The 21,180-nt window shown below is 43.4% G+C and carries 25 protein-coding genes and 1 pseudogene; 12 read left to right on the top strand and 14 right to left on the bottom strand.

Going from position 1 to position 21,180, the window contains the following annotated elements:
- The 3 genes from FS666_RS13280 to FS666_RS13270 form a co-directional block, all read right to left on the bottom strand.
- Positions 1 to 1,317: a nucleobase:cation symporter-2 family protein gene (locus FS666_RS13280; RefSeq protein ID WP_144463019.1), complete on the bottom strand. Its 1,317-nt coding sequence runs from the start codon at positions 1,315 to 1,317 to the stop codon at positions 1 to 3.
- Between the two features lie 780 nt (positions 1,318 to 2,097).
- Positions 2,098 to 2,979 (bottom strand): GNAT family N-acetyltransferase, encoded by an 882-nt coding sequence (locus tag FS666_RS13275; protein ID WP_186310924.1) that lies wholly within the window; start codon positions 2,977 to 2,979, stop codon positions 2,098 to 2,100.
- A gap of 34 nt (positions 2,980 to 3,013) precedes the next feature.
- Positions 3,014 to 3,595 carry an LOG family protein gene (locus FS666_RS13270; protein WP_120069012.1) on the bottom strand — a complete coding sequence of 194 codons (582 nt, stop codon included), beginning with the start codon at positions 3,593 to 3,595 and terminating at the stop codon, positions 3,014 to 3,016.
- Between the two features lie 154 nt (positions 3,596 to 3,749).
- Between FS666_RS13270 and FS666_RS13265 the strand changes: the two genes are divergently transcribed.
- Complete coding sequence (locus FS666_RS13265; protein WP_186306575.1) at positions 3,750 to 4,691, top strand: DMT family transporter; 942 nt, start codon at positions 3,750 to 3,752, stop codon at positions 4,689 to 4,691.
- A gap of 74 nt (positions 4,692 to 4,765) precedes the next feature.
- Positions 4,766 to 5,434 (top strand): RluA family pseudouridine synthase, encoded by a 669-nt coding sequence (locus tag FS666_RS13260; protein WP_144463017.1) that lies wholly within the window; start codon positions 4,766 to 4,768, stop codon positions 5,432 to 5,434.
- A gap of 90 nt (positions 5,435 to 5,524) precedes the next feature.
- Here FS666_RS13260 and FS666_RS19855 read toward each other — a convergent pair whose 3' ends face one another.
- Positions 5,525 to 5,701 carry a hypothetical protein gene (locus FS666_RS19855; RefSeq protein ID WP_186306576.1) on the bottom strand — a complete coding sequence of 59 codons (177 nt, stop codon included), beginning with the start codon at positions 5,699 to 5,701 and terminating at the stop codon, positions 5,525 to 5,527.
- A gap of 182 nt (positions 5,702 to 5,883) precedes the next feature.
- On the opposite strand from FS666_RS19855, the gene FS666_RS13255 reads away from it, so the two are divergent.
- Positions 5,884 to 6,315, top strand: a complete 432-nt coding sequence (locus FS666_RS13255) for an acyl-CoA thioesterase (RefSeq protein ID WP_144463015.1) — start codon at positions 5,884 to 5,886, stop codon at positions 6,313 to 6,315.
- Between the two features lie 552 nt (positions 6,316 to 6,867).
- Here FS666_RS13255 and FS666_RS13250 read toward each other — a convergent pair.
- Complete coding sequence (locus FS666_RS13250; protein ID WP_120068864.1) at positions 6,868 to 7,293, bottom strand: putative periplasmic lipoprotein; 426 nt, start codon at positions 7,291 to 7,293, stop codon at positions 6,868 to 6,870.
- 216 nt (positions 7,294 to 7,509) lie between these two features.
- Between FS666_RS13250 and FS666_RS13245 the strand changes: the two genes are divergently transcribed.
- Both FS666_RS13245 and FS666_RS13240 read left to right on the top strand, forming a co-directional pair.
- Positions 7,510 to 8,580, top strand: a complete 1,071-nt coding sequence (locus FS666_RS13245) for an NCS2 family permease (protein WP_120068860.1) — start codon at positions 7,510 to 7,512, stop codon at positions 8,578 to 8,580.
- A 12-nt stretch (positions 8,581 to 8,592) separates the two neighbouring features.
- The gene (locus FS666_RS13240; protein ID WP_144463013.1) at positions 8,593 to 9,144 is read left to right on the top strand and encodes a phosphoribosyltransferase family protein; all 552 of its coding nucleotides are present in this window, start codon (positions 8,593 to 8,595) and stop codon (positions 9,142 to 9,144) included.
- Positions 9,145 to 9,192: 48 nt separating this feature from the next.
- Here FS666_RS13240 and FS666_RS13235 read toward each other — a convergent pair whose 3' ends face one another.
- Together FS666_RS13235 and FS666_RS13230 are read right to left on the bottom strand one after the other, a co-directional pair.
- On the bottom strand, positions 9,193 to 9,417 hold the full coding sequence (locus tag FS666_RS13235; protein ID WP_120068853.1) for a hypothetical protein: 225 nt from the start codon (positions 9,415 to 9,417) through the stop codon (positions 9,193 to 9,195).
- 4 nt (positions 9,418 to 9,421) lie between these two features.
- Positions 9,422 to 9,742, bottom strand: a complete 321-nt coding sequence (locus tag FS666_RS13230) for a YbjQ family protein (RefSeq protein ID WP_144463011.1) — start codon at positions 9,740 to 9,742, stop codon at positions 9,422 to 9,424.
- Between the two features lie 139 nt (positions 9,743 to 9,881).
- On the opposite strand from FS666_RS13230, the gene FS666_RS13225 reads away from it, so the two are divergent.
- The 3 genes from FS666_RS13225 to FS666_RS19850 all read left to right on the top strand — a co-directional run bounded on the left by FS666_RS13225 (position 9,882) and on the right by FS666_RS19850 (position 14,405).
- Positions 9,882 to 12,098, top strand: a complete 2,217-nt coding sequence (locus FS666_RS13225; protein ID WP_186306577.1) for a YhgE/Pip domain-containing protein — start codon at positions 9,882 to 9,884, stop codon at positions 12,096 to 12,098.
- A gap of 122 nt (positions 12,099 to 12,220) precedes the next feature.
- A complete protein-coding gene (locus FS666_RS13220; protein WP_144463009.1) occupies positions 12,221 to 14,185 on the top strand; it encodes an aconitate hydratase in 1,965 nt (654 codons plus the stop codon).
- Between the two features lie 49 nt (positions 14,186 to 14,234).
- Positions 14,235 to 14,405, top strand: a complete 171-nt coding sequence (locus FS666_RS19850) for a hypothetical protein (RefSeq protein ID WP_164876252.1) — start codon at positions 14,235 to 14,237, stop codon at positions 14,403 to 14,405.
- A gap of 482 nt (positions 14,406 to 14,887) precedes the next feature.
- On the opposite strand, the gene FS666_RS13215 is transcribed toward FS666_RS19850, so the two are convergent.
- Both FS666_RS13215 and FS666_RS13210 read right to left on the bottom strand, forming a co-directional pair.
- Entirely contained in the window at positions 14,888 to 15,088 is a 201-nt protein-coding gene (locus FS666_RS13215) for a heavy-metal-associated domain-containing protein (protein ID WP_235870255.1), read from the bottom strand.
- Between the two features lie 106 nt (positions 15,089 to 15,194).
- Positions 15,195 to 16,037, bottom strand: coding sequence for an MBL fold metallo-hydrolase (locus tag FS666_RS13210; RefSeq protein ID WP_144463699.1), 843 nt, complete (start codon positions 16,035 to 16,037; stop codon positions 15,195 to 15,197).
- A 228-nt stretch (positions 16,038 to 16,265) separates the two neighbouring features.
- Here FS666_RS13210 and FS666_RS19845 point away from each other — a divergent pair, with 228 nt between their 5' ends.
- The gene (locus FS666_RS19845) at positions 16,266 to 16,433 is read left to right on the top strand and encodes a hypothetical protein (protein WP_164876251.1); all 168 of its coding nucleotides are present in this window, start codon (positions 16,266 to 16,268) and stop codon (positions 16,431 to 16,433) included.
- A gap of 75 nt (positions 16,434 to 16,508) precedes the next feature.
- Here the strand turns inward: FS666_RS19845 and FS666_RS13205 are convergent, their stop codons facing one another.
- A complete protein-coding gene (locus tag FS666_RS13205; RefSeq protein WP_144463700.1) occupies positions 16,509 to 16,610 on the bottom strand; it encodes a YjcZ family sporulation protein in 102 nt (33 codons plus the stop codon).
- Between the two features lie 266 nt (positions 16,611 to 16,876).
- Between FS666_RS13205 and FS666_RS19840 the strand changes: the two genes are divergently transcribed.
- From FS666_RS19840 to FS666_RS13195, 3 genes are all read left to right on the top strand, one after another.
- On the top strand, positions 16,877 to 17,050 hold the full coding sequence (locus tag FS666_RS19840; protein ID WP_186306618.1) for a hypothetical protein: 174 nt from the start codon (positions 16,877 to 16,879) through the stop codon (positions 17,048 to 17,050).
- Positions 17,051 to 17,148: 98 nt separating this feature from the next.
- A complete protein-coding gene (locus FS666_RS13200; RefSeq protein ID WP_244943912.1) occupies positions 17,149 to 17,712 on the top strand; it encodes a hypothetical protein in 564 nt (187 codons plus the stop codon).
- A gap of 76 nt (positions 17,713 to 17,788) precedes the next feature.
- Positions 17,789 to 18,592: an ABC transporter ATP-binding protein gene (locus tag FS666_RS13195; RefSeq protein ID WP_120068836.1), complete on the top strand. Its 804-nt coding sequence runs from the start codon at positions 17,789 to 17,791 to the stop codon at positions 18,590 to 18,592.
- Positions 18,593 to 18,832: 240 nt separating this feature from the next.
- Here the strand turns inward: FS666_RS13195 and FS666_RS13190 are convergent, their stop codons facing one another.
- The 4 genes and pseudogenes from FS666_RS13190 to FS666_RS13175 all read right to left on the bottom strand — a co-directional run bounded on the left by FS666_RS13190 (position 18,833) and on the right by FS666_RS13175 (position 20,979).
- On the bottom strand, positions 18,833 to 19,450 hold the full coding sequence (locus FS666_RS13190) for a YktB family protein (protein ID WP_144463701.1): 618 nt from the start codon (positions 19,448 to 19,450) through the stop codon (positions 18,833 to 18,835).
- Between the two features lie 105 nt (positions 19,451 to 19,555).
- A complete protein-coding gene (locus tag FS666_RS13185) occupies positions 19,556 to 19,738 on the bottom strand; it encodes a hypothetical protein (RefSeq protein WP_144463702.1) in 183 nt (60 codons plus the stop codon).
- Between the two features lie 94 nt (positions 19,739 to 19,832).
- Positions 19,833 to 20,345: pseudogene (locus FS666_RS13180) on the bottom strand (Tn3 family transposase); the annotation flags it as partial.
- A 193-nt stretch (positions 20,346 to 20,538) separates the two neighbouring features.
- Positions 20,539 to 20,979 (bottom strand): cell wall hydrolase, encoded by a 441-nt coding sequence (locus tag FS666_RS13175; protein WP_144463703.1) that lies wholly within the window; start codon positions 20,977 to 20,979, stop codon positions 20,539 to 20,541.
- Positions 20,980 to 21,180 lie beyond the last annotated feature (201 nt).

Below are 21,180 nucleotides of genomic sequence, written 5' to 3'. Positions count from 1 at the left end.
TTATGCTATATCAGATTGAGGATCTCTTGCAATATCGCGGCCGTTTCCTTTGCTGACACCGTTCAATATCAGGTTTAAGGCAACAGCAGCGAATCCGCCTGTGACAATCCCGTTTTCAAAAAGGATCCGTATACTTTGCGGGACATTGGCAAATACTTCGGGAGCAATTGATACTCCCAATCCGAGTCCGACTGATAATGCGACAACGAGTTGATTTTCTGTCCGGCGAAAGTCAACAACCGACAGTTGGCGGATACCTGATGCCATAACCATTCCAAACATGGCAATCATCGCTCCCCCAAGCACAGGATCCGGAATAATCAGAGTCATGGCTGCTACTTTCGGCAATAGGCCGAGTATCACCAGAATACAACCTGAAGCAACAATAACCCTTCTTTGCTTGACTCCCGTCAAAGCAATCAGCCCGACATTTTGTGAAAATGTCGTATAAGGGAAAGCTTGGAAAATTCCGCCGATAATTTGTGCAAGGCCTTCTGCACGCAATCCTTTCTTTATATCATTTCCGGTCAATTTTTTATCAATGACCTCTGCCAGGGCAAAATAAACACCTGTGGCTTCTATCATGCTGACAATGCCGACAAGGGTCATGCTGAGGATCGCACTTAAATGGAACTCCGGCATGCCGAATCGAAACGGTGTAACCATGTGGAACCAGGATGCTTCCCCTACGGTTGAAAAGTCTACAAGTCCCATAAAGGCAGCGATAATTGTACCAATCACCAAAGACGCCAAAACTGAAATCGCTCTCATAAAACCTTGAAAGAAACGATTTAACAGGACGATGATGATAAGGGTAAGCCCGGCGAGCAGCAAATTCGTCAGGCTTCCATAATCAGCTGAATCGGGTTGCCCGGTAATATTGCCCATTGCCGCACCTATGAGGGAGGTACCGATAATAATAACGACTGTGCCCGTAACGACCGGAGGAAAGAAAGGAATAATCCTGTTCATAAATTGAGCCAAAAATATGACTATGGCACCCGAAGCAATTATCGCTCCGAATATAGCCGGCACACCTTGCATCGTACCGATTGCAATCATGGGTCCGACAGCTTGAAAGGCAACTCCCATGATAATTGGCATTCGGATGCCGAAATACTTATTTCCGAGCACTTGTAAAAAGGTTGCAAGACCGCAAGTAAATAAATCAATAGAAATTAAATAGGCGACTTCTGCTTCGTTTAGACCAATGGCAGGACCGACAATCAATGGGACAACGACTGCCCCGCCGTACATGGCGAGCACATGCTGCAGGCCAAATGTTCCCAGTTTCCAAAACCCCAATTGTTTATCCATATGATCCCCCTCCTAAATATTGTTGCCTGGGTCCGTTCAGGATGGAGGAGAACCGCGTATGTAGTGTATGGGCAGATAATTCTTGCAATGGCCCGGCAATAGATTTTTTTTGTATATAACCATGTCCACTCACCTCCTCAAATTCATCCATAGTTGTTTAAAGAACAAAGGCGCAAGCGCCTGTTTATCGACGTACAGACTGGAGCGCTTCTGACGAGATAAAGGAAACACGCGCAGCGGAGCGGAGCGATGTTGACTTATCGTAGGAAGAAGCGCGAAGTCTGCTAGTCGATAGGCGCTGGAGCCGGACGTAGCACTAAGTGACAAATAAGTTACTCACAACCTGAGCATTTTATAATTTCCTAAACAACAAAGAAAAAAGCCGCAATTAAAAGAGGCAATAATGCAACTTTTAATTTGCGGCTTCTTTAACCCCGGTCAACAGGGATAATGAAGGGCAATAACTGGTTCGGAACTTTCCTGGTTGAAAGCAAAAAGCTTCCGATTTTCAGTATTTCATTCTATTGTTTGTCTCCCATCCCAAGGAACGGGCTCTCCCTGCCAGGAAAGGTTGTGATCAAGGAAAAAAATGAATGTAAGCGCTTTTACCTAATGTTTATCGTACATGAAGAATTTTAAAAAATCAACACTTTTTGGTATTTTTGGCATTTTCCGATTTTCGTAGGCGCAGGGAAGGGGAAATCAGGACTCTATAATCATTCCCGGCATCATCCCATAGATGGATGCTGCCGGGTTGTTCCTTCTTGTCCACGGTGGGGACTATGTCATGATCTTCTTCATAAACACTTGTTTTAATGGAACTTTTTGATCCGTAAACTCTTCTTTAAATCCGGCTTTTTCCAAAACGTTTATGAGAAGCTTATTTTTTTCGGGAAGATTATAAGTTGAAACAGTGCGGGACTCCGTTTGAAGCAAATGGTTGATCATATACTGAAAGAGCTCCGGTTTGTTTGGCAGTCTTTCGTCTGCCGCACATTGCAAAAGAATGATCTTTCCATTCCTTTTTTGAAATAAGGCATATGCTGCAGCTATTCCGTTACGATCCTTCACAACGATTGATTCACCATTGCGGATAAAATTCCACTGTGTCTTCCACGGAGCATCATGCTGATAGAATGATAGATCGCGAATTTCGTGCGCGAGTCCATGGTGCAATGAATAGCCCGGGATTTCTGGTATATTGCCTAAACTCTTTTCTTCGCTTTCTGTTTTCTTCAGAAATAACAAGTTGTCGACCGTCCTGTATCCGAAGCTTTCATAGAGACGGATTGCACGGTCATTGACAGTAAAAGCTTCAAGGCTTGCAACATCGACTTTCTCTTGCTTGTATAGTTCCATTGTTGACTCCATCAGCTTTCTTGCAATCCCTTTGTCCCGGAAAGAAACGGCCACAGCCGTACCTCCGTTCCAGGCCAGTCTTTTTCCGTTCGTTGTGATGATGCCGTTTAAAATAATGCCGGCGGGAAGGCCGTCATAATAAGCGATAAAAGAATAATCGGGTGATAGCTCGTCCCAGCCGAATCTGAAAGTGAATTGGCCGGCGGTCATCTGCATGTTTACATAATAATCAGCAAATCCTTTATTCCAGGCTTCGCAGGCATCCCTGATGGGAACGTCAATCAATTTTTTGATTTTGAGCATCATTCATACCTCTGATTGAGTATTTTTCTTATTTCTATGTCCGGTCTTCCGTCAGATACGTTTTTACATTTGGAGGCTCGTACGAATCAAATTGGTCCAATAAACCGCCGATCTCCCCGTCGACCAGCGCCATATCCCGAAACTTTTCATCCAAAAACTTTTCTTTCAGCATGTGCTTGTACAGGGTAATGAGAGGGTCATAATATTGGTTGATATTTAAAAGACCGCATGGTTTTTGATGGAGCCCCAGCTGTGCCCATGTATAGATTTCAAAAAATTCCTCGAGTGTTCCGGGCCCTCCAGGAAGAGCGATGAATCCATCCGCGAGGTCGGCCATCTTCGCTTTTCTTTCATGCATGGTATCCACAATAATAAGTTCAGACAAACGGGGGTGGACAATTTCTTTCTTCTTTAAAAATTCAGGCATGACGCCGATGGCATGTCCTCCATTTTCGAGCACGGAGTCCGCTACAGCTCCCATGACACCGACACTTGCTGCCCCATATACAAGTGTTATTTTACGCTTGGCCAGCTCTTTGCCGACGGCTTTGGCGCCTTCTATATAAACATCGGAACTGCCGGGTCTTGATCCGCAAAAGACAGCAACTGATTTTATCAATATATAAAGCCTCCTTTTAATTATTATATTAAATAACCCATATTTTGTTAAACTTAAGTTATTCTTATATATGATCATTTATTCGAAAGCCTGGCCTTATCGCCGAGTTTTTATAGGAGATTTTTGCCGATCAAACATAGGGAGTGGAATCATGCAGCAGGAGAGCAAGAAAACCTTCGGTATTTATTTGTTATTATTATTGGTCCCTTTATTTTGGGGCGGGGCTTTTGGTGCGGCCAAGCATATCATTACAGAAGTTCCGCCAATTACAACTGCCGCATTGCGCTTCGGGTTGGCAGGCCTGATTTTATTTGCGGCAGCCCGGTTCAGCTCGGAATGGGACAGCAAAAAAATAAAAGAACAATGGCCGGGCCTGCTGTTGATGGCTTTAACTGGCATATTTGGATATAATGTGTTTTTCTTTATGGGGCTTGAATACACATCGGCTGTCAACGGCTCATTGATCGTTGCAACGACCCCTGTTTTTGTTACGCTTGGTGCTGTCCTATTCCTGGGAGAAACCTGGAATGCCCGTTTGGCGCTGGGGCTTATTTTGTCTTTGACAGGGGTCTTCCTCGTCATTATTAACGGGTCTTTTCAAACGTTAATGGCCTTAAAGTTCAATGCGGGAGACCTGCTTTTTATTGCTGCCCTTATTTGCTGGGTCGCCCACGGTTTGATTGGCAAAGTTGTCTTGGCGAAAGTTTCACCTTTTTTGACGACAACCGTTACAACAATTGCCGGCTCCATTTTCTTGATATTGCTCTCTTTGTCAGAAAAAGGGTGGGGCAGGGTTTTGAGTATGTCGAACCAGGCATGGATGGAGATGGCATTCATGGTATTTTGCGCGTCTATCATTGGTTTTTTCCTGTGGAATAAAGGGATTCAGAAAATCGGTGCCAGTAAAGCAAGCATGTATATGAACCTTGTTCCCATCAATGCTGCGTGGATTGCTTTTTTCCTCTACGATGCATCGATCAGCTGGCAGCAAATTGCAGGAATGCTTATGGTCATATTCGGTGTCTATGTATCTACAACGGACCATAAAAGGTTCGGTTCAAAGCTTGAAAAAGCAGTTGAAAAAGCCAATTAATAAGAGAAACACTTGAGCATTGGATCCGGCTGGGAGAGTTTTTATTAAGCCATTGAAAGGGTTTTGTTACACAGATGAAGATTCCAATTTTGTATGAAGACAATCACCTTCTTGTGGTGGAAAAGCCTGTGAATGTGCCTGTACAGGAGGATAACAGCGGTGACAAGGATTTGCTTACAGTTTTAAAAGAAGACATTAAGGTTCGCTATCAAAAGCCGGGCAACGTGTATCTTGGGCTTGTCCACCGCCTGGACCGCCCGGTTGGAGGCGTGATGGTTTTTGCGAAAACGTCCAAAGCCGCGTCCAGATTGTCTGATGCTATCAGAAGGCAACAGTTCGAAAGGACATATCTTGCCGTTGTCAGGGGTGTTCCGCAGGAAGAAGCGCGACTCGAGCATTACTTATTTAAAGATCAGCGAAACAATATGGTGAAGACGGTCCCCTCCAATCATAAGCAGGGAAAAAAGTCGATTTTGGAATATAAAGTGGCCGCCAGGGCAGAGAACCTCAGTCTGTTGACTGTCAGGCTTCTTACAGGCCGTTCCCATCAAATCCGGGTACAGCTTTCGTCCATCGGCCACCCTTTGTATGGAGATCAAAAATACGGACGCAAAGTTAACCGGCCGGGGCAGCAGATTGCATTATGGGCCCATACTCTCGAATTTGAGCATCCGACGAAAAGGAAAATGGTCAGATTCGAATCAAGGCCGCCAAAAGAGTATCCATGGAATCTATGGCGATGAATTTTTTTAAAAAAGAGTGGAAGAAAATATGCGGGAATATAGCAAAAGAAAAACTGCTAAAAAATGGTAGTCCGAATTATAGCGAAAAGGTCATTGAAATCCTCCAGTGTCTTTATTATCACCCATTATATGGTTTGAACTATCCCCTGGTTTAGCGTTTGGATTTGTTGGTATATGTGGGTTATTATTATGTTTCTTGCGTCTCCAGTCTATAAATAAAGCCCATATAATAATCATCAGAATAAAGATAAGCAGAATGACTAACATTGAGTTTTCACCCCTTAATGTATATTTAATGTGATTATACGGTAATATGCGAAACTTTTCTCCCTCGTGGACTGTTAAACAATTTAGGCTTTGTAATCATCATCCCGAGTTGTTTGTTCTCTGATCATGTAATAGTATTATGGATGTTGGAAAAGGTATATGTTAGAAAAAGGGGAGATTATATGGTAGAGATAGTTTCATCAAATGTTTCAAGAACGATTCAGACAAAGCTTGTATTGCCGCCGGATACGAATCATTTAGGCACTATTTTTGGAGGCACCGTTTTATCCTACATAGATGAAATTGCTGCTATTGCTGCGATGAAGCATTCGAAGAGAACCGTTGTTACTGCGGCAATAGATACGGTTAATTTTGTATCCTCGGCGAAAAGCGGCGATATTTTAACTTTGGAGGCGTTTGTTCTGTCTACGGGCAATACCTCCATGAAAGTGTATGTCAAAGTGGAAAGCCACGACCTGGCAATCGATGAGAAAAAACTTACAACTACCTCAACGGTTACATTGGTCGCGCTTGATGAAAACGAGAAGCCAACTCCCGTACCGAAGGTGAAATTGGAATCAGACTGGGAAAAAGCATTATTAATGAACAATTGAAGCTCTGCCGCTTAGGCAGAGCTTTTATCTTAGACAAATATATAAGTTGGGTTATATATTTTTCATACTTTTTAGCCACCGTTGATTTCCGTTCCAGGCGGACGCTTTCCGCGGGCGTGGCTTGAGCCTCCTCGGACGCTTTGCGTCCTGTGGGGTCTCAAGGCTCACGTTTATCCCGCAGGAGTCGCCGCCTTCCACTACAATCAACTAGATCTCTTTCAATCACATAGAGCAGCCTAAAACAATGTAAAAAAATTAACTCAACCTATATAGATGAAAAAATGTATAGTCATTGCCCACGAATCCGAAAAACCATCTGGCGCGGTCACTGGATCGAGAGTCGAACGCCCGCAGATCCGAAAAATCCCCTAACGTGGTCACTGGAGGCGGAGTCGAACGCCCGCGGATCCAAAAAATCCCCTGACGCGGTCACTGGAAGTAGAGTCCAACGCCCGCAAATCTGGAAAACCGTATGCTTTTGCGAGAACTTGTCGCGTATTCCGAATTAAGCTTAGTCTGCACGTCGGTGAACAGGCGGTTCCACTTTAGTTCTTATAGAACTTCGTTGAGCATCATACGGTCATTTTCCAAATCAATCACTTTTAGGCGGTTGTCATGTTTAATGAAGATGCTTTTAAACTTTTTATTATGATGTTCATCTTCAAATAGAATTACTCTTTTATTCGGATTGTCAGTTTTTATAACCTGCTCGAACTGATCATTGCCAATTGTATCAAGCACGGTTGGCAATTCTGTATAGCTTGATTGATCTTCATTCACGGCTGAAGAGCCTTCGGATTTTTCCTCTTGCACTTCCGTCTCTTGCACCTCCGTGTTGTCCCGCTGGCCATTTTCCGGCTCTGCTGTTTGCGTCGCCTTACTCTCATCATTGTTAGTTGTATCCTTTGCTTGTTCATCCTTCCCGCTGCATGCTCCCAGTAAAATGGCAGCTAAACATACGATGAATAATTTCTTCAAAGTACAACACCCCACTCTCGTTAAAAAATTTTATGACCGGGTTCATTATAATTTTGCTTTTGTGACAATGCAAAAATAGGAACTTATATCGAAAGAATAAAAAATATTGGAAATTTAGTAATAGGGGTTGAAAAATTCCCTTAAAACCGTACAATATTTATTGTTATTTATTCAATGTTCGTTTTCTGTATATTAAGTGAAAGAATGGAGTGTATTATGGATATCATCAAAGATATATTGGCTGCATTAAGCGTAGTGCTTAACGGACTTCCACAGGGGCTTCTTGCGTTAACGTTCGGATTTGCTTCAGTTCCGACAGCCCTCGCATTTATCGTTGGAGCAGGAGGAAATGCAATTATGGGCTCCGTTCCGGTGATTTCCTATCAGGCGGAAACAATTACGTTGGCAGGAACAATGGGCAAGAATATGCGGGAACGGCTTTCCATGATCTTTTTCGGTGCGATGATCATGGTGCCGATTGGTTTATTCGGCCTATTGGAGAAAATCGTAAACTGGATCGGACCTGTCATCACAAGCGGAATGATGGCCGGTGTTGGTATTATGTTAACCAAAGTGGCTTGGGATATGGCTAAAAACGATAAATTAGTCGGCATTGCTTCCTTTGCCAGCGGACTTATAGTATATATGGCAACTAAGGATCTTGTTTATACGATCACGATTTCAGTTATTCTATCAAGTATCGTTTATTATTTTCTTACAAGAAACAACAAAGCTGAATTGAAAACGGCAGAAAAGGAAAAGATTGTCCGCCAAAAGCTGATCATCAATCCGATGGTTATCCGCGGTGCTTTGGCAATGGTTTGTTTGAACATAGGGGCAAATATCGCCTTTGGTAAAATTAATGGAGAAATTGCGCAAACGAATGTCAATGTCGATGTTCTGACCGTGATCAGCAGCTTGGCGGACATGGTATCGTCATTTTTTGGAGGTGCACCGGTAGAGGTCGTTATTTCAGCAACTTCCAGTGCCCCGCATCCGGTCTGGTCAGGTGTCCTGATGATGGTGATTATGGCTGCCATTTTATTTGCGGGCCTTCTTCCTAAGATTGGACGTTATGTCCCGAGTGCTTCAATTGCAGGTTTTTTATTTGTGTTGGGTGCAATTGTCACATTGCCGGGAAATGCCGCCGCTTCATTTTCTACCGGAGAACCGGCGTCGGGATTGGTCGGCGGGATGACAATGGTTGTTACGGCCATTACCGATCCGTTCCTTGGCATGCTGGCGGGATTGATTATACAATTTTTAATAGGATTATTCGGTTTTTAAGGAGAGGGTTAAATGGAGACTTACACATTGACGATAGGAGATATAAAAAGGGAGCTGCCGATTGTTGCTGTATCGGATGAGCTCAGCATTGCAAGCTTTGTCATCTTGGGAGATACAGAACTTGTGTTATACACTGCACCCATTCTTGCAAGTAAATTGCCGGAAGTGGATGTACTTGTTACGGCAGAAGCGAAGGGGATCCCGCTTGTATATGAACTGTCAAGGCAGCTTGGGATGAAGCAGTATGTGGTTGCACGAAAAAGCATTAAACCGTATATGGAGTCCCCTTTGGTCAACGAAGTGGTATCCATCACCACCCAGAAAAAACAGATATTATGTTTGGACAGTGATGATGTCAAGCAGATCAAAGGAAAAAGAGTTGCTATTATCGACGATGTAATCAGTACAGGACAATCCGTACGCGGATTGGAGGAGCTAGTCGTCCGGGCGGGCGGAATAGTTGCTGCCAAAGCTGCCATCCTTGCTGAGGGAAACGCGGCAGGAAGGGAAGATATCATCTACTTGGAGAAATTGCCGCTTTTTCGAAACAGGATTTCAAATTAATATGAGGGAAAGGCGCCATCCGGTAAAGATCAGACGGTGCCTTTTCTTTCAATCTTCCTTATAAAACCGCTCGCCGGTTTCAGGATTATAGTAAACCGTCAGTTTTTTGTTTGTCGTCGGGTCGATGGATATTTCATTCGTCCGCTCAAAACCGGCAGGGACTTCCCGGCCATGTTTCTTTTTAAAGCGTTTGTCCCAAATGAACCAGGAGATGATGATTAAAAAAATCAATATCAGTATTTGGAGCCCATAAAAGCCAATGAACCACTTCAACTAACTAGGCCTCTTCCACAACTACTGCTGTTCCATAAGCAATGATTTCACTCATATTCTGCCCGATTTCCCCTGAGTCGAATCTCATCATGGTCACTGCATTGGCTCCCATCAATCTTGCATTTTCCACCATGCGGTCAATTGCCTGTTTTCTGGCATCCTCCAGCATTTCCGTATACTGGCTGATTTCTCCGCCCAATAATCCTTTGAAAGACGCCACAATATCTTTTCCGACCCCTCTTGCTCTTACTGTGATTCCGAACACTGGCCCTTTTGTTTCTATGATTTTGTGATTGGCGATATTTTCAGTTGTTACGATCAGCATGTTTTCTCTTCCTTTCGAAAAGATATGTTATCCTTTTTTACGTACGGAGATCAGGAAAGTTTCAAAAAATTTATAAGGATTATGAGTAGCGAAGTAGGGGTATATTAACATGTATTAACAGCAGAAAAAGGGATGTCTCATGAACCATATTTTACATATCTTTAAAAAAGACCTAAAAAATATCAGTACAAATTGGGCTGCCGCCATTATTGCCGGCGGCCTTGTACTGCTTCCATCCTTATACGCATGGTTGAATATCGCGGCTATGTGGGATCCCTATTCCCATACCGATCAAATTCCGGTGGGCCTTGTCAATGAAGACAAAGGAGCCGTCGTAAGGGATAAACACATTGATGCCGGAAAGGAACTGGTGGATGAACTGAAAGGGAACAGAGACTTGGACTGGCATTTCACCGACCGCAAACAAGCGATGAAGAGCTTGCGAAACGGGGACTATTTTGCGGTTATCATTGTTCCTGAAAATTTCTCGAAACAGTTAGGGACTGTCATTTCAGATCATCCAAAAAAGGCGAAAATCGAATACTACGTCAATGAAAAAATCAACTCTATTTCCCCGAAGATTACCCAAAAGGGAGCGTCCATGATTGTTGAGCAAGTCAGCAGCAAGTTTATTGCTACTGTGAATGGAGTTATTTTTGAACTGTTCAATGAAATAGGGATTGAATTGCAGAAAGACTTGCCGGATATCAAACGTTTTGAGCAATATGTGTTCACTTTGGAAGAAGATTTGCCGGAAATTAACAAATTAATCAATGATTCGCTGAAAGATGCTTCTTCGGCAGAAGATATGATTGATAAAGCGCAGGGCATGATACCTGAAGCAAGACAATTAACGGGCAATGGCATGGAAACGATCAATAAGACATCCGCTTTTTTGTCAGATGCGCAAAACAGGCTTAAGCAAATGGCCCCAAAAATCAATGCAGATTTACAAAAAGTCCAAAAGGTCGCATCAGATGTCAATGAATTTCTTGGAAAGGTACAGGGGAAAGAGATTGATTTGAGTAAAGGCGACCAAATCAACAACCAGCTTCAATCTCAGCTAAACGAGGCAATGGGGGCACTCGATACCATTCAGGCAGTATTGGCGGAGGCCAAAAGCATGAACGGTTCCCAACAAAACGAGGACGCGGATCAAAATGAAGAGGGGAGTGGCAATCAAGGTCAGACCCAGAATAATACGGCCCAAATTGACCAGGCCATTGAAAAAACGAATCAATTAAAAAGCGATCTTCAGCAAGTACAGAGCAAAGCTTCTGAAATAAACGGACTGCTCAAGGATAAGAAGAAGGAGTTCAATGATACCCTTGCCAGCCTTCAACAGATGGCCGGAAATACTTCTGTCAAAATTGATGCATTTGCAAAGGAATATAAAGAAAATATTGAGCCGGAAGTTATGAATGAAATTTCCAAAGCCCAAAAGACGTTGTCCGGTGCAAGAAATATGCTGACTGAAATACAGGCTTCACTGCCTGAAGTGGAAAAAATATTGGACCGAACAGACAAAAACTTAAAAAAAGGAAAAGATGCCCTCGAGTATGCGCATGGGGAATTTCCTTATGTGAATGAAAAGGTTCGCGAGCTTGCGGATAAAATCAGGAAATTGCAAGGTGAAACGAATCTGAATGAAATTATACAGCTGCTTTTGAATGATCCGAATGCAGAAAGAAGCTTCTTTGAGGAACCTGTTCTGTTAAATGAAAATAAGATTTTTCCGATTAAAAACTATGGAACAGGGATGACCCCGTTTTATACCGTTTTATCGATTTGGGTCGGAGCACTCCTTTTAATATCGCTGCTGTCAACAGATTTAAGAAACCATGAAGACTTTACAGGAAAACAAATTTACTTTGGCAGGCTCTTCACTTTTTTGAGCATAGGATTTTTACAGACGTTGATTGTGGTCTGTGGAGATTTGCTCATCCTTGGAGTCCCTGTCCGGCATCCTTTTTGGATGATTCTATTTGGTCTTTTTATAAGCCTCGTATTTATGCTGATTGTGTACACGCTTGTTTCAGTATTCGGCAACATCGGGAAAGCGTTGGCGATTGTCATGCTTGTTTTGCAGATTGCCGGGTCGGGCGGAACGTATCCTGTCGTTTTGCTGCCGGAATTCTTTCAAATCATCAGTCCGTTTTTGCCTTTTACCTATGCGGTCGACCTGATGAGGGAAGCTGTCGGGGGCATAGTCTGGCAATCGGTCATGCGCGACTTATCTGTTCTGGCTCTATTCGGATTGGCTGCCCTGTTGTTCGGCACCTTCCTGAAAGAACCGGTTAACAGAAAGACGAAAGCATTTCTTGAAAAATCAAGGGAGGCCGACATTTTTCATTAAGCCGTGATGCCGATAATGGAATTTTACATGGACTCGTTGAGGGAGCTATGAATATTTCACTTCTACAATAACAATCCTAATTAAAAGTACGCATTACAAAGTTATGTACAGGAGGAAGTAGGATGCCGCAGAATATTACAGAAAAACTGATCAAGTCCCACCTTGTTTCAGGTGAAATGGTTCCAGGTAAGGAAATCGGGCTAAAAATCGACCAAACGCTGACGCAGGATGCAACCGGAACGATGGTCATGCTGGAATTGGAAGCTATGGGAGTGGAACGGGCCCAAACAGAAGCGTCGGCACAATATGTGGACCATAATATTATCCAAGTCGACAATAAGAATGCAGATGACCATCTGTTTCTACAAAGTGCTACGCGAAGATTTGGTTTATACTACAGCCGGCCTGGAAACGGAGTAAGCCATCCGGTACATATGCAGCGTTTGGCAAAGCCGGGTAAAACCCTGCTCGGGTCAGACAGCCATACTTGTGCAAACGGATGCATGGGGATGCTTGCCATGGGTGCTGGAGGCATGGACGTAGCACTCGCTATTGCCGGCGAACCCATCTATATTAAAATGCCGAAGGTTTGGGGAATCAAGCTCACAGGAGAACTGCCCGACTGGGTAAGTGCCAAGGATATTATTCTTGAGCTTCTTCGCAGATATGACGTCAAAGGCGGCGTCGGGAAAGTGATTGAATACTATGGGCCGGGGCTGAAGCACTTAAGTGCGATGGATCGCCATGTTATTGCAAACATGGGTGCTGAGCTTGGTGCAACTGGAACTGTATTTCCTTCGGATGAAGAAGTCAGGAAATTTTTAAAGGAACAAGGGCGGGAAGACGACTGGATTGAACTCACTGCGGACCGGGGGGCTTCATACGACCTTGAAGAAGAAATCAACCTTTCCGAGTTGGAACCGCTGATTGCCAAACCGTCCAGCCCCGGAAATGTTGTGCCTGTTTCCGAAGTGGCGGGCACCCCCATCTATCAATCCTATATCGGTTCATCGGCAAACCCGGGATACAGGGATTTTGCTGTGGCCGCAGAAATCGTCAAAGGAAAAACGGTAGCCGGCGGCGTTTCATTCGATATCAATCCGACATCCAGACAGATGTTGACTGACCTTGTCAAGGATGGACATATCGCAAGTCTTCTTCAGGCAGGAGCGAGGCTTCATCAGGCAGGCTGCAACGGCTGTATTGGAATGGGGCAGGCACCGGCTACAGGAAGGAACAGCTTAAGGACTACCCCCCGGAATTTTCCCGGACGCTCGGGAACACAGGAAGACAGTGTGTTTCTATGCAGTCCGGAAATAGCGGCAGCTTCGGCTTTAAAAGGGGAAATCACCGATCCCCGGACGCTTGATATGCCGTATCCAAAGATAAAAGAACCGGAAAATCCGACAGTTGATACGTCTTTGCTGGATGAACCGCTGCCGTATGAAGAAGCAAGGAATATCGAATTGTACAAAGGGCCAAATATCGCTTCCATCCCGCCTATGGATGCATTGCCTGACGAGATGGAACTGCCGATATTATTGAAAATGGGCGATAACATTTCAACCGATGAAATCTTGGCCGGGGGAGCCCGGGTGCTTCCGTATCGAAGCAATCTCCCGGAAATAAGCAAATTCGCTTTTGAGATCATTGATAAGACGTATTACGCGAGAGGCATGGAGAGTGTTGTGGAAGGAGGACACGCTATTGTTGGAGGATTTAACTACGGACAGGGATCCAGCCGGGAACATGCGGCATTGGCTCCGAGATTTCTCGGGCTCCGCGTTGCATTGGTAAAAGACTTTGCACGCATCCACTGGCAAAACCTTGTGAATTTCGGTGTTCTGCCGTTAACGTTTGTAAACGAAGAAGATTATGATCAAATAGAGCAGGGAGACATCCTTCAACTGGATGATCTTCGGAATAAAGTGCAGCAGGGCAACGAGTTTACAATTAATGTAAAAGGGAAAAATATATCTATACAAGTTTCCCATGCATTGTCTGAAAGACAGGTCGAAGTGATGCTTAAAGGCGGATTGATCAATCTGGTGAAAGAGCGTCTGAATAGGGGACAGACCCTGCTTTAACACTTTAATGCGACGGGGGTCAGGCCCCCAAGTAAAGGAGGAGACTGTAATGGATATTCGGGATAATCATTGCAAAGCCTGCCACGGAACCGGAATGCTGGCTGATGATGAAGGATGGCAGTATAAATGCAGCGTTTGCAGAGGTTCAGGATTTGTAAGCGAAGAAAATTATGAAGCGAGAATCGTGGAAGTGGATGAAAACAACCGGCTGCTGGATTAAAATAGAATCAATACGTAAGAAAAGCGCAAGGCGCCCGCCTATCGGCGACAAGCACAAGACGAATTGCGAGGAGGCAGCTTTTCAGCCACCACAGCAATTCGGCTTGTGACCTCGAGCCGATGGCGCCTGGAGCTGGACATTATGTAATCTTTGTTTGAAGAGAAAATTCGGTAAAATTTTATGCTTTTCTTTAACTAATAAAAAGGACGGGCTTTTGCCGTCCTTTTAAAAAAGTAATTGTATATTAAAATTTTTTTCAAAAGAAGCCTTTCTTTGTCCAGCTCCAGCGCCCAGCGACTAGCAAACTTCACACTCCTTTCCTCGAAAAAGCTTCGCTTTTTCTGCGTGGATGTTTATTCGAGGAAGTAGGCTCAGAGCACTACGATAAGTCAACATCGGCTCCTTCGTCGCCGTGTTTCCTTTATCTCATTGCGGAGTGCTCCAGTTTATACGTCGCTAAACGGGCGCTTTCGCTTTTCTGTTCAAGGTAAAATGTCAAAACCGTTTCTAGATAGTGTTGAAAGAATTGCCTCATGTTGCAGTTTCGTTTCACTGTATGAAATTTTCACTTCGCCATCATCTGGATCGACCAAAGCTCTTTCCACCCCATTTAACTGAAGCAGAATCTGCTCAAGCTTTTCGATTGCCTGTTTGTTGTTTGCTACATCCACATATATCGTCATGTCAACCAATCAGGACACCTCCCGTTTCCGACACTATTCACCTTTTTAAAAAATCCATACAAGTGAAGGAATGGACGGGAGCCGTTTACAGGCTTCCCGGCTTTTGCTAATTTAAATATTTTCCGTAATCAGGTATGGCGATTTTATCGAAATCCCTCGCCAGTTTTTCAAGGTTTTGGGACAGTTCTTCCCCTTGTATTGGAATGCCGTGACCTGTAACAGCCGCGGCCGGTTTTAATGCTTCAAGCTTTTTCACGGATTCCCAGGCAGCATGCCAGTCCGGCGTCAAGTACCTGGGAGGTCCGCTGATCTCTTTTTCCTGTGTAAAAACCCTGTACAAATATTCTTGTTTTACCGTTACAAAAGCATCTCCTGCAATCAATACGCCATCACTGTCCCGGAAAAAGGAAACATGTCCGCTGCTGTGGCCGGGCGTGTGAATCCAGCGAAAGCCGGGCAAATGGGGGACCGTTCCGTCCGATGGAAGCCTGTCAACCCGGTCACCCAAATTGATGGGTTCAATTGGAAAGATTGGGGACATTTTGGCCACCATCCCGCCTTCGACGGTCATGTCGGGTTCGGGATAACTTTTTTTGCCTGTCAAGTATGGCAGTTCAAGCTCATGTGCATATACAGGAACATCCCAATGTTCAACAAGCTCGATCAAAGCGCCGACATGATCGAAATGGCCGTGTGTAAGGATAATGGCATCGGGCCTGGTATCAGGACCGTATCGATTCTCGGTTAACGAAATGATCGTATCCGCTGAATGCGGCATTCCCGCATCGATCAGAACAAAACTGGAACCCGGACGGCCAATGAGGGCGATATTGACAATTTGGATTGTATGGTAATAAACATCCGGACGAATTTCATCCCCGGTCCCGCTTTTTAACGACGTAGCAGGAATGTATTTATAGTCACTTCCGTATGACATGCCTTTTTCCATTGCGAATGCCCCCTTGCAATTAAGTGTATATTGGGTACGCTGAACTACCAATAGCTTTTCCGTGATTGGCCCTTTCATCCATAGAAAATCGGCCATTCTTTTTTTCAGTACGTATATACCCGAAAGATCAATCGTTTAACATTTGGGAAGAAGTGCTTGTTTTTTTATAAAACGAATCGGTAAACCTATAGATGCTCATGTGAGCAATAAAATAAAGCGGGTGACCTGATGAGAAACAATAAAATTCAAATTTTGCCTATTATTGCTTCTGTAGGAATTGGCGCTGCTGCATACAGTATGATGACAGGACGGGGCGGACAGCTTTCAAACATGATTCCGCAAATATCGAACATGGGACAAGGAAAAAGCGGCAATCAAACCCAATCAATGGGATAAAATCGAAAGCCAAGAAACGACTTAAATGTCGTCTCTTGGCTTTTTAAAATTGCCAGGACAAATGCTGTCCGTTTTTTAGTAACCGCCCCCGTAGAAAGCTCCAACAATGATTAAGAGGATAAACAATACGACAATCAAGGCAAAGCCCATGCCGTAGCCGCCTCCTGCATAGCTCATAAAAGCACCTCCCTGTCTTTTGGCTTCACTATAGAATATGGGAAATTCCGACACAGGTTAAGACAAGTATCCCAGTATGATAAAAATATACGAATAAACCATGGATCATAGAAAATGACCATTTTCGTTCTTTGAATAGTAAAGGATGTTATCCAGCTTACGATGTGGGAAGGCTGCTTAATAGTGATTTGAACATTAAATGAATAAATCAATGAAGTTTCCTCTTTTTATCTGCATAAAATAGCGGGTAGAAAGGGGACTTTTTTATGGATAAAAGAAAGGAATTCCTCATCATTTTAGCAACAAGCATCTTGGTAGTTTTTACTTTATATATTTTTAGAGGCTTCATACCAACGGTAAACAGCGGCAAAGACACAGGACAATTTTTGGAGTGCGGACAAAATTTCGTCTGTCCGATGAAACCAGCAAAGTCAATTTGAAGGGCCGCTCCCGTATTTAGGAATTTTCCCATGCCAGTCATAATTTCGGTTGAATTGCATTCATTATTATGAAGAGCAAATAACAGGAGTTGGAATGCATGAAGCAGCGGCTTTTAAAATGTCTGCACATTGATTTCGTTGATGCACCTGTACACCGTTTTCGAAGCAATACGGACATGCTTGTCATGATTGCCTTATTGTCTGCCGTTGCTGCGATATTACAATCCATGGGCGGCTTCCTTCCGGGAATCGGATACGCCATCAGCCCCTTTTCAACTGCTGCGATTTTTTTGGCGAACTGGCTTTTTCCGAAAAGGGGCATACTGGCTTATTTATTAACAATCGTTCTATTATGGATCATTCAACCCAGCGAGTTGGTTGTATTTCCTTTCACAACAGGAATTTTGGGTGTGGTCCTTGGTTTGTCGATGCACTTTTTAAAAAATCGGCTGATAATCGTGTTTCTGTCGGGGGCCGGATTAACGATGGGCATTCAATTTGTGTTATCCGTTCTGCGATTTCCCCTTTTGGGGCCTGTAGCCGAGACCTCGTTCAGCTTTCGTGTGTTTGTTTATATATTCATTTTTTCCATTGTTTATAGTTGGATATGGCTCGAAGCCAGTCTTTTCTTCATGAAGAAATACATCCGGCGGAAAAAATAATATTCATTTACACCTTTCCGAAACTCTGCTACTGTAAAATAAACTCTTTATTCTGTAAAAAACGGGGATGACATGTATGGACACAATTATATCTCTTGAAGGCGTTTCATGGAAAAGGGACGGAAGGGAAATTCTAAGCGGAATCGATTGGGAAATGAAGAAGGGGGAGCATTGGGGCATTTTAGGGTTGAATGGCTCGGGTAAAACCTCCATCCTGAATATCATATCAGGCTACCATTTTCCATCGGAAGGAAATGTAACGGTGCTCGATTACCCATTCGGGAAATCGTATCTGCCGGATCTTCGCAAGGAGATCGGTTTTGTCAGCAGTTCTTTAAGCCGTTTTTCCCATATTATTGAATATGAATCAATTGAGGAAATCATCGTAAGCGGAAAATTCGCTTCCTTCGGGATCTATGAGGAGGTGGCAAAAGCTGACTGGGAAAAGGCGGATGGCCTGATTGAAAGATTCCGGCTGAACAAGTTGAAGGGGAAGCCGTATCATCTGCTGTCACAAGGGGAGAGAAGAAGGGTCCTGATTGCACGCTCTTTGATGAACGATCCAAAATTATTAATATTGGACGAGCCTTGTTCAGGCCTTGATATTTTATCCCGCGAGCAGGTTCTGGCATTGACGAAAGAAATTGACAGAAGCAACTGCAGCATCATTTATGTCACTCACCATATTGAGGAGCTGGTCGAGGGTATTACACATGTATTGCTGCTGAGTGAGGGGAAAATTGTGGCAGCCGGCCCGAAAGAAGAGGTGTTGAAGGATAAATTATTATCCGAAACGTTTCACCTTCCGGTCAATGTGCGCTGGGAAGAAAACAGGCCGTGGATTTCAGTGGGCCATAATGCAAATGTCAATATTTTATAGGGAAAAGCCGGCTGGATTGCCGGCCTTTTGTGAAAGTGAAAGAAAGTATAGGCTGTTATGAAAATTTTTTTCAAAAGAAGCCTTTCTTTGTCCAGCTCCAGCGCCCAGCGACTAGCAGACTTCACGCTTCTTCCTACGATAAGTCAACATCGCTCCGCTCCGCTGCGCGTGTTTCCTTTATCTCGTCAGAAGCGCTCCAGTCTGTACGTCGCTAAACGGGCGCTTGCGCTTTTCTTATGGTTATTCATATCCCAGCTTATAAATAGGCACGAGAGTTTTAAATGTATCCCTTGCCAATGAGATAAATTTGTCACCGTCTTTGACAATCGGGTCATCGGCCGCAATATGCCTTCCGATGAGAAATTCCGCTTTTTTGACATCGCGGAAGCGTTCAAGCGCTTTTTTTAAATCGATTTCGTCAAGCGTGACAGCGTCCTTTTTCATATGGTCCATGGAGATGACAAAGTCGCCGGGTACTTTCTCTTTGATTTCATCCATATGATTCAGGAATTTCTTGGCAATCTCATTCTTTTCCGGCAGCTCGTATATATAGGCGAGCCAAAGAAAGGCATGATCGTCAAAAAGCCCGACTTGAAAATGAGGATGCTTCTTGTAGCCCCGCTTATTATTTGCGATGGCGAGCCACGTATCTTTGGGCGGGTTCACCGTTCTTCTGGCATGCTTGGCAATATGTAAAAACATTTCAGTTCCGATCATTGAGCTTAAATCGGAAGTCAAAGCTTCTCCAATGATTTTAAACTTCGGCTGAATTCTATTTTGGATGGCGGCCATTCTTTCGTCCAGGCCGTCAATATGAAAAGTTTGAAAATCACTTTCTGTAAAACCGTCAAACTGCATCAAGATAACTCCTCTCTCAGTTAGATATTTTATAGTTTACCAAATTTTTCACTATGTATAATACATTTGCTTTCAAAATAAAAAATCCGGGCGTTACCCGGACTTCTACGAAGGGTTATGACCGTAATCTTGCTGATCGTTGCTGTCATGGCCCATTGAGCTTGTGTAGCTGCTCTGGTGCCTGTTTTCAAAAGGGTTGACTTCTTCCTCAAATTCCCTTTTTCTTCCTCGTAATTCCATGCCTGCAGTACGCTCTTTCGGTCTTCCGGCCTGTCTGACGGCTTCCACGCGAGACTGTCCGCCTATTCGGGGTACCGTCAGGAAAATGCGGATTTACAACGCTAAGCCCATTTTCAAGACGATTCCCCCAGTTTTAACAACGTTAAGAAAGTTTCAATGGTCTTAAAGAATCTAACGAGACCATTTTCTCCGAATTAAAATGGTATTCTCCAAGTAAATTAATATGTTCCCAACCTAGAGGTGACATATGGTGCAATAATTCTTCATTAAAACTACCTGACCGTTTTTGATATTCAACTGCCTTTGTTAGATGTAAAGTATTCCAGATACTGATGGCATTGATAATTATGTTTAAGGCACTGGCCCTTTGCAATTGATGCTGTATGGTTCGTTCCCTAAGCTCGCCTTGTTTTCCGAAGAAAATAGCTCTTGCCAGTCCATTCATGGCTTCTCCTTTATTCAATCCTTTTTGTATTTTTCTTCTTAATGATTCATCCGAAATATAATTCAAAATAAAGATCGTTTTTTCTATTCGGCCCATCTCACGTAAGGCTGTAGCCAAGCTGTTTTGTCTTGAATAAGAACCTAATTTCCCCATAATAAGGGATGCTGAAACTGTTCCTTCCCTTATAGAATGAGCTAATCGCAAAAATTCGGACCGAAAAAAGAAAAAGTGATTTTATTGGAAATCCTCCTTTGAAATTGAATATGTAAGAAATGAATAAAACCATTAGCCATCAAGGGAACCAAAACCATGTTTATAGACACTGAAAAAAGGATCTTCCAGTAAGAAGATCCTTTTTTTGCTGCTAAAAGTTTTAGTTTTTAAAAATATTCGAATCTTTTCCTCAACGACTATAAACGCTTTCACATGTTCCAGGCGCTGGTTCATAAAAACAATGTTGTTTAAATTGACCACTAAAAGGTTGGCCATACCATGTTGGAGGACACGGACCATATGGATTAAAGTACCAAAGAGCATATTTCGCTGGGTAATCTCTCCAATATTCCAAATTCTTTCTTGCTAATCTTCTTTCAGATTCTCTTGCTCGTTGATAAAACATATTGCCTTTTTGCACAGCTTCAAAGGAGTAATTTCCCCCTTGTACTTGAAAAATAACATCTTTAATGGTCCTTACATCCTTGAAATCCGCACAATCAGCTACAGCACGGTTTACAATCACGTTTCCAACATATAGCATCCCCTGTACTCCTTCACCTTCAGCCTCTGCTCTCATCATCCTTGCCATTAAATCAACGTCTGCATCTCGGTAAGCGACTCTTGCCATTTTTCCACCTCCAAAAATACAGTATGAAAAAAAGCAACATTCATGTCTCTTTTTTACAATTTGTTAGGATAAGAGCACATCAATTTTCTTGGTGAATATAAACTTTAGTCTTCATCAATCAGGCGCTTTAATGAAGTAACTAAAGCCTAATTTTTCACTTATAACACCGAGAAATTAGACTTTTTATATTTTGATTTCCTT

The organism is Siminovitchia fortis (assembly GCF_007681465.1).
GTDB lineage: Bacteria > Bacillota > Bacilli > Bacillales > Bacillaceae_C > Siminovitchia > Siminovitchia fortis.
The sequence above is the reverse complement of the archived record's forward strand: the minus strand, read 5'-3'. Positions and strand labels throughout refer to the sequence as shown.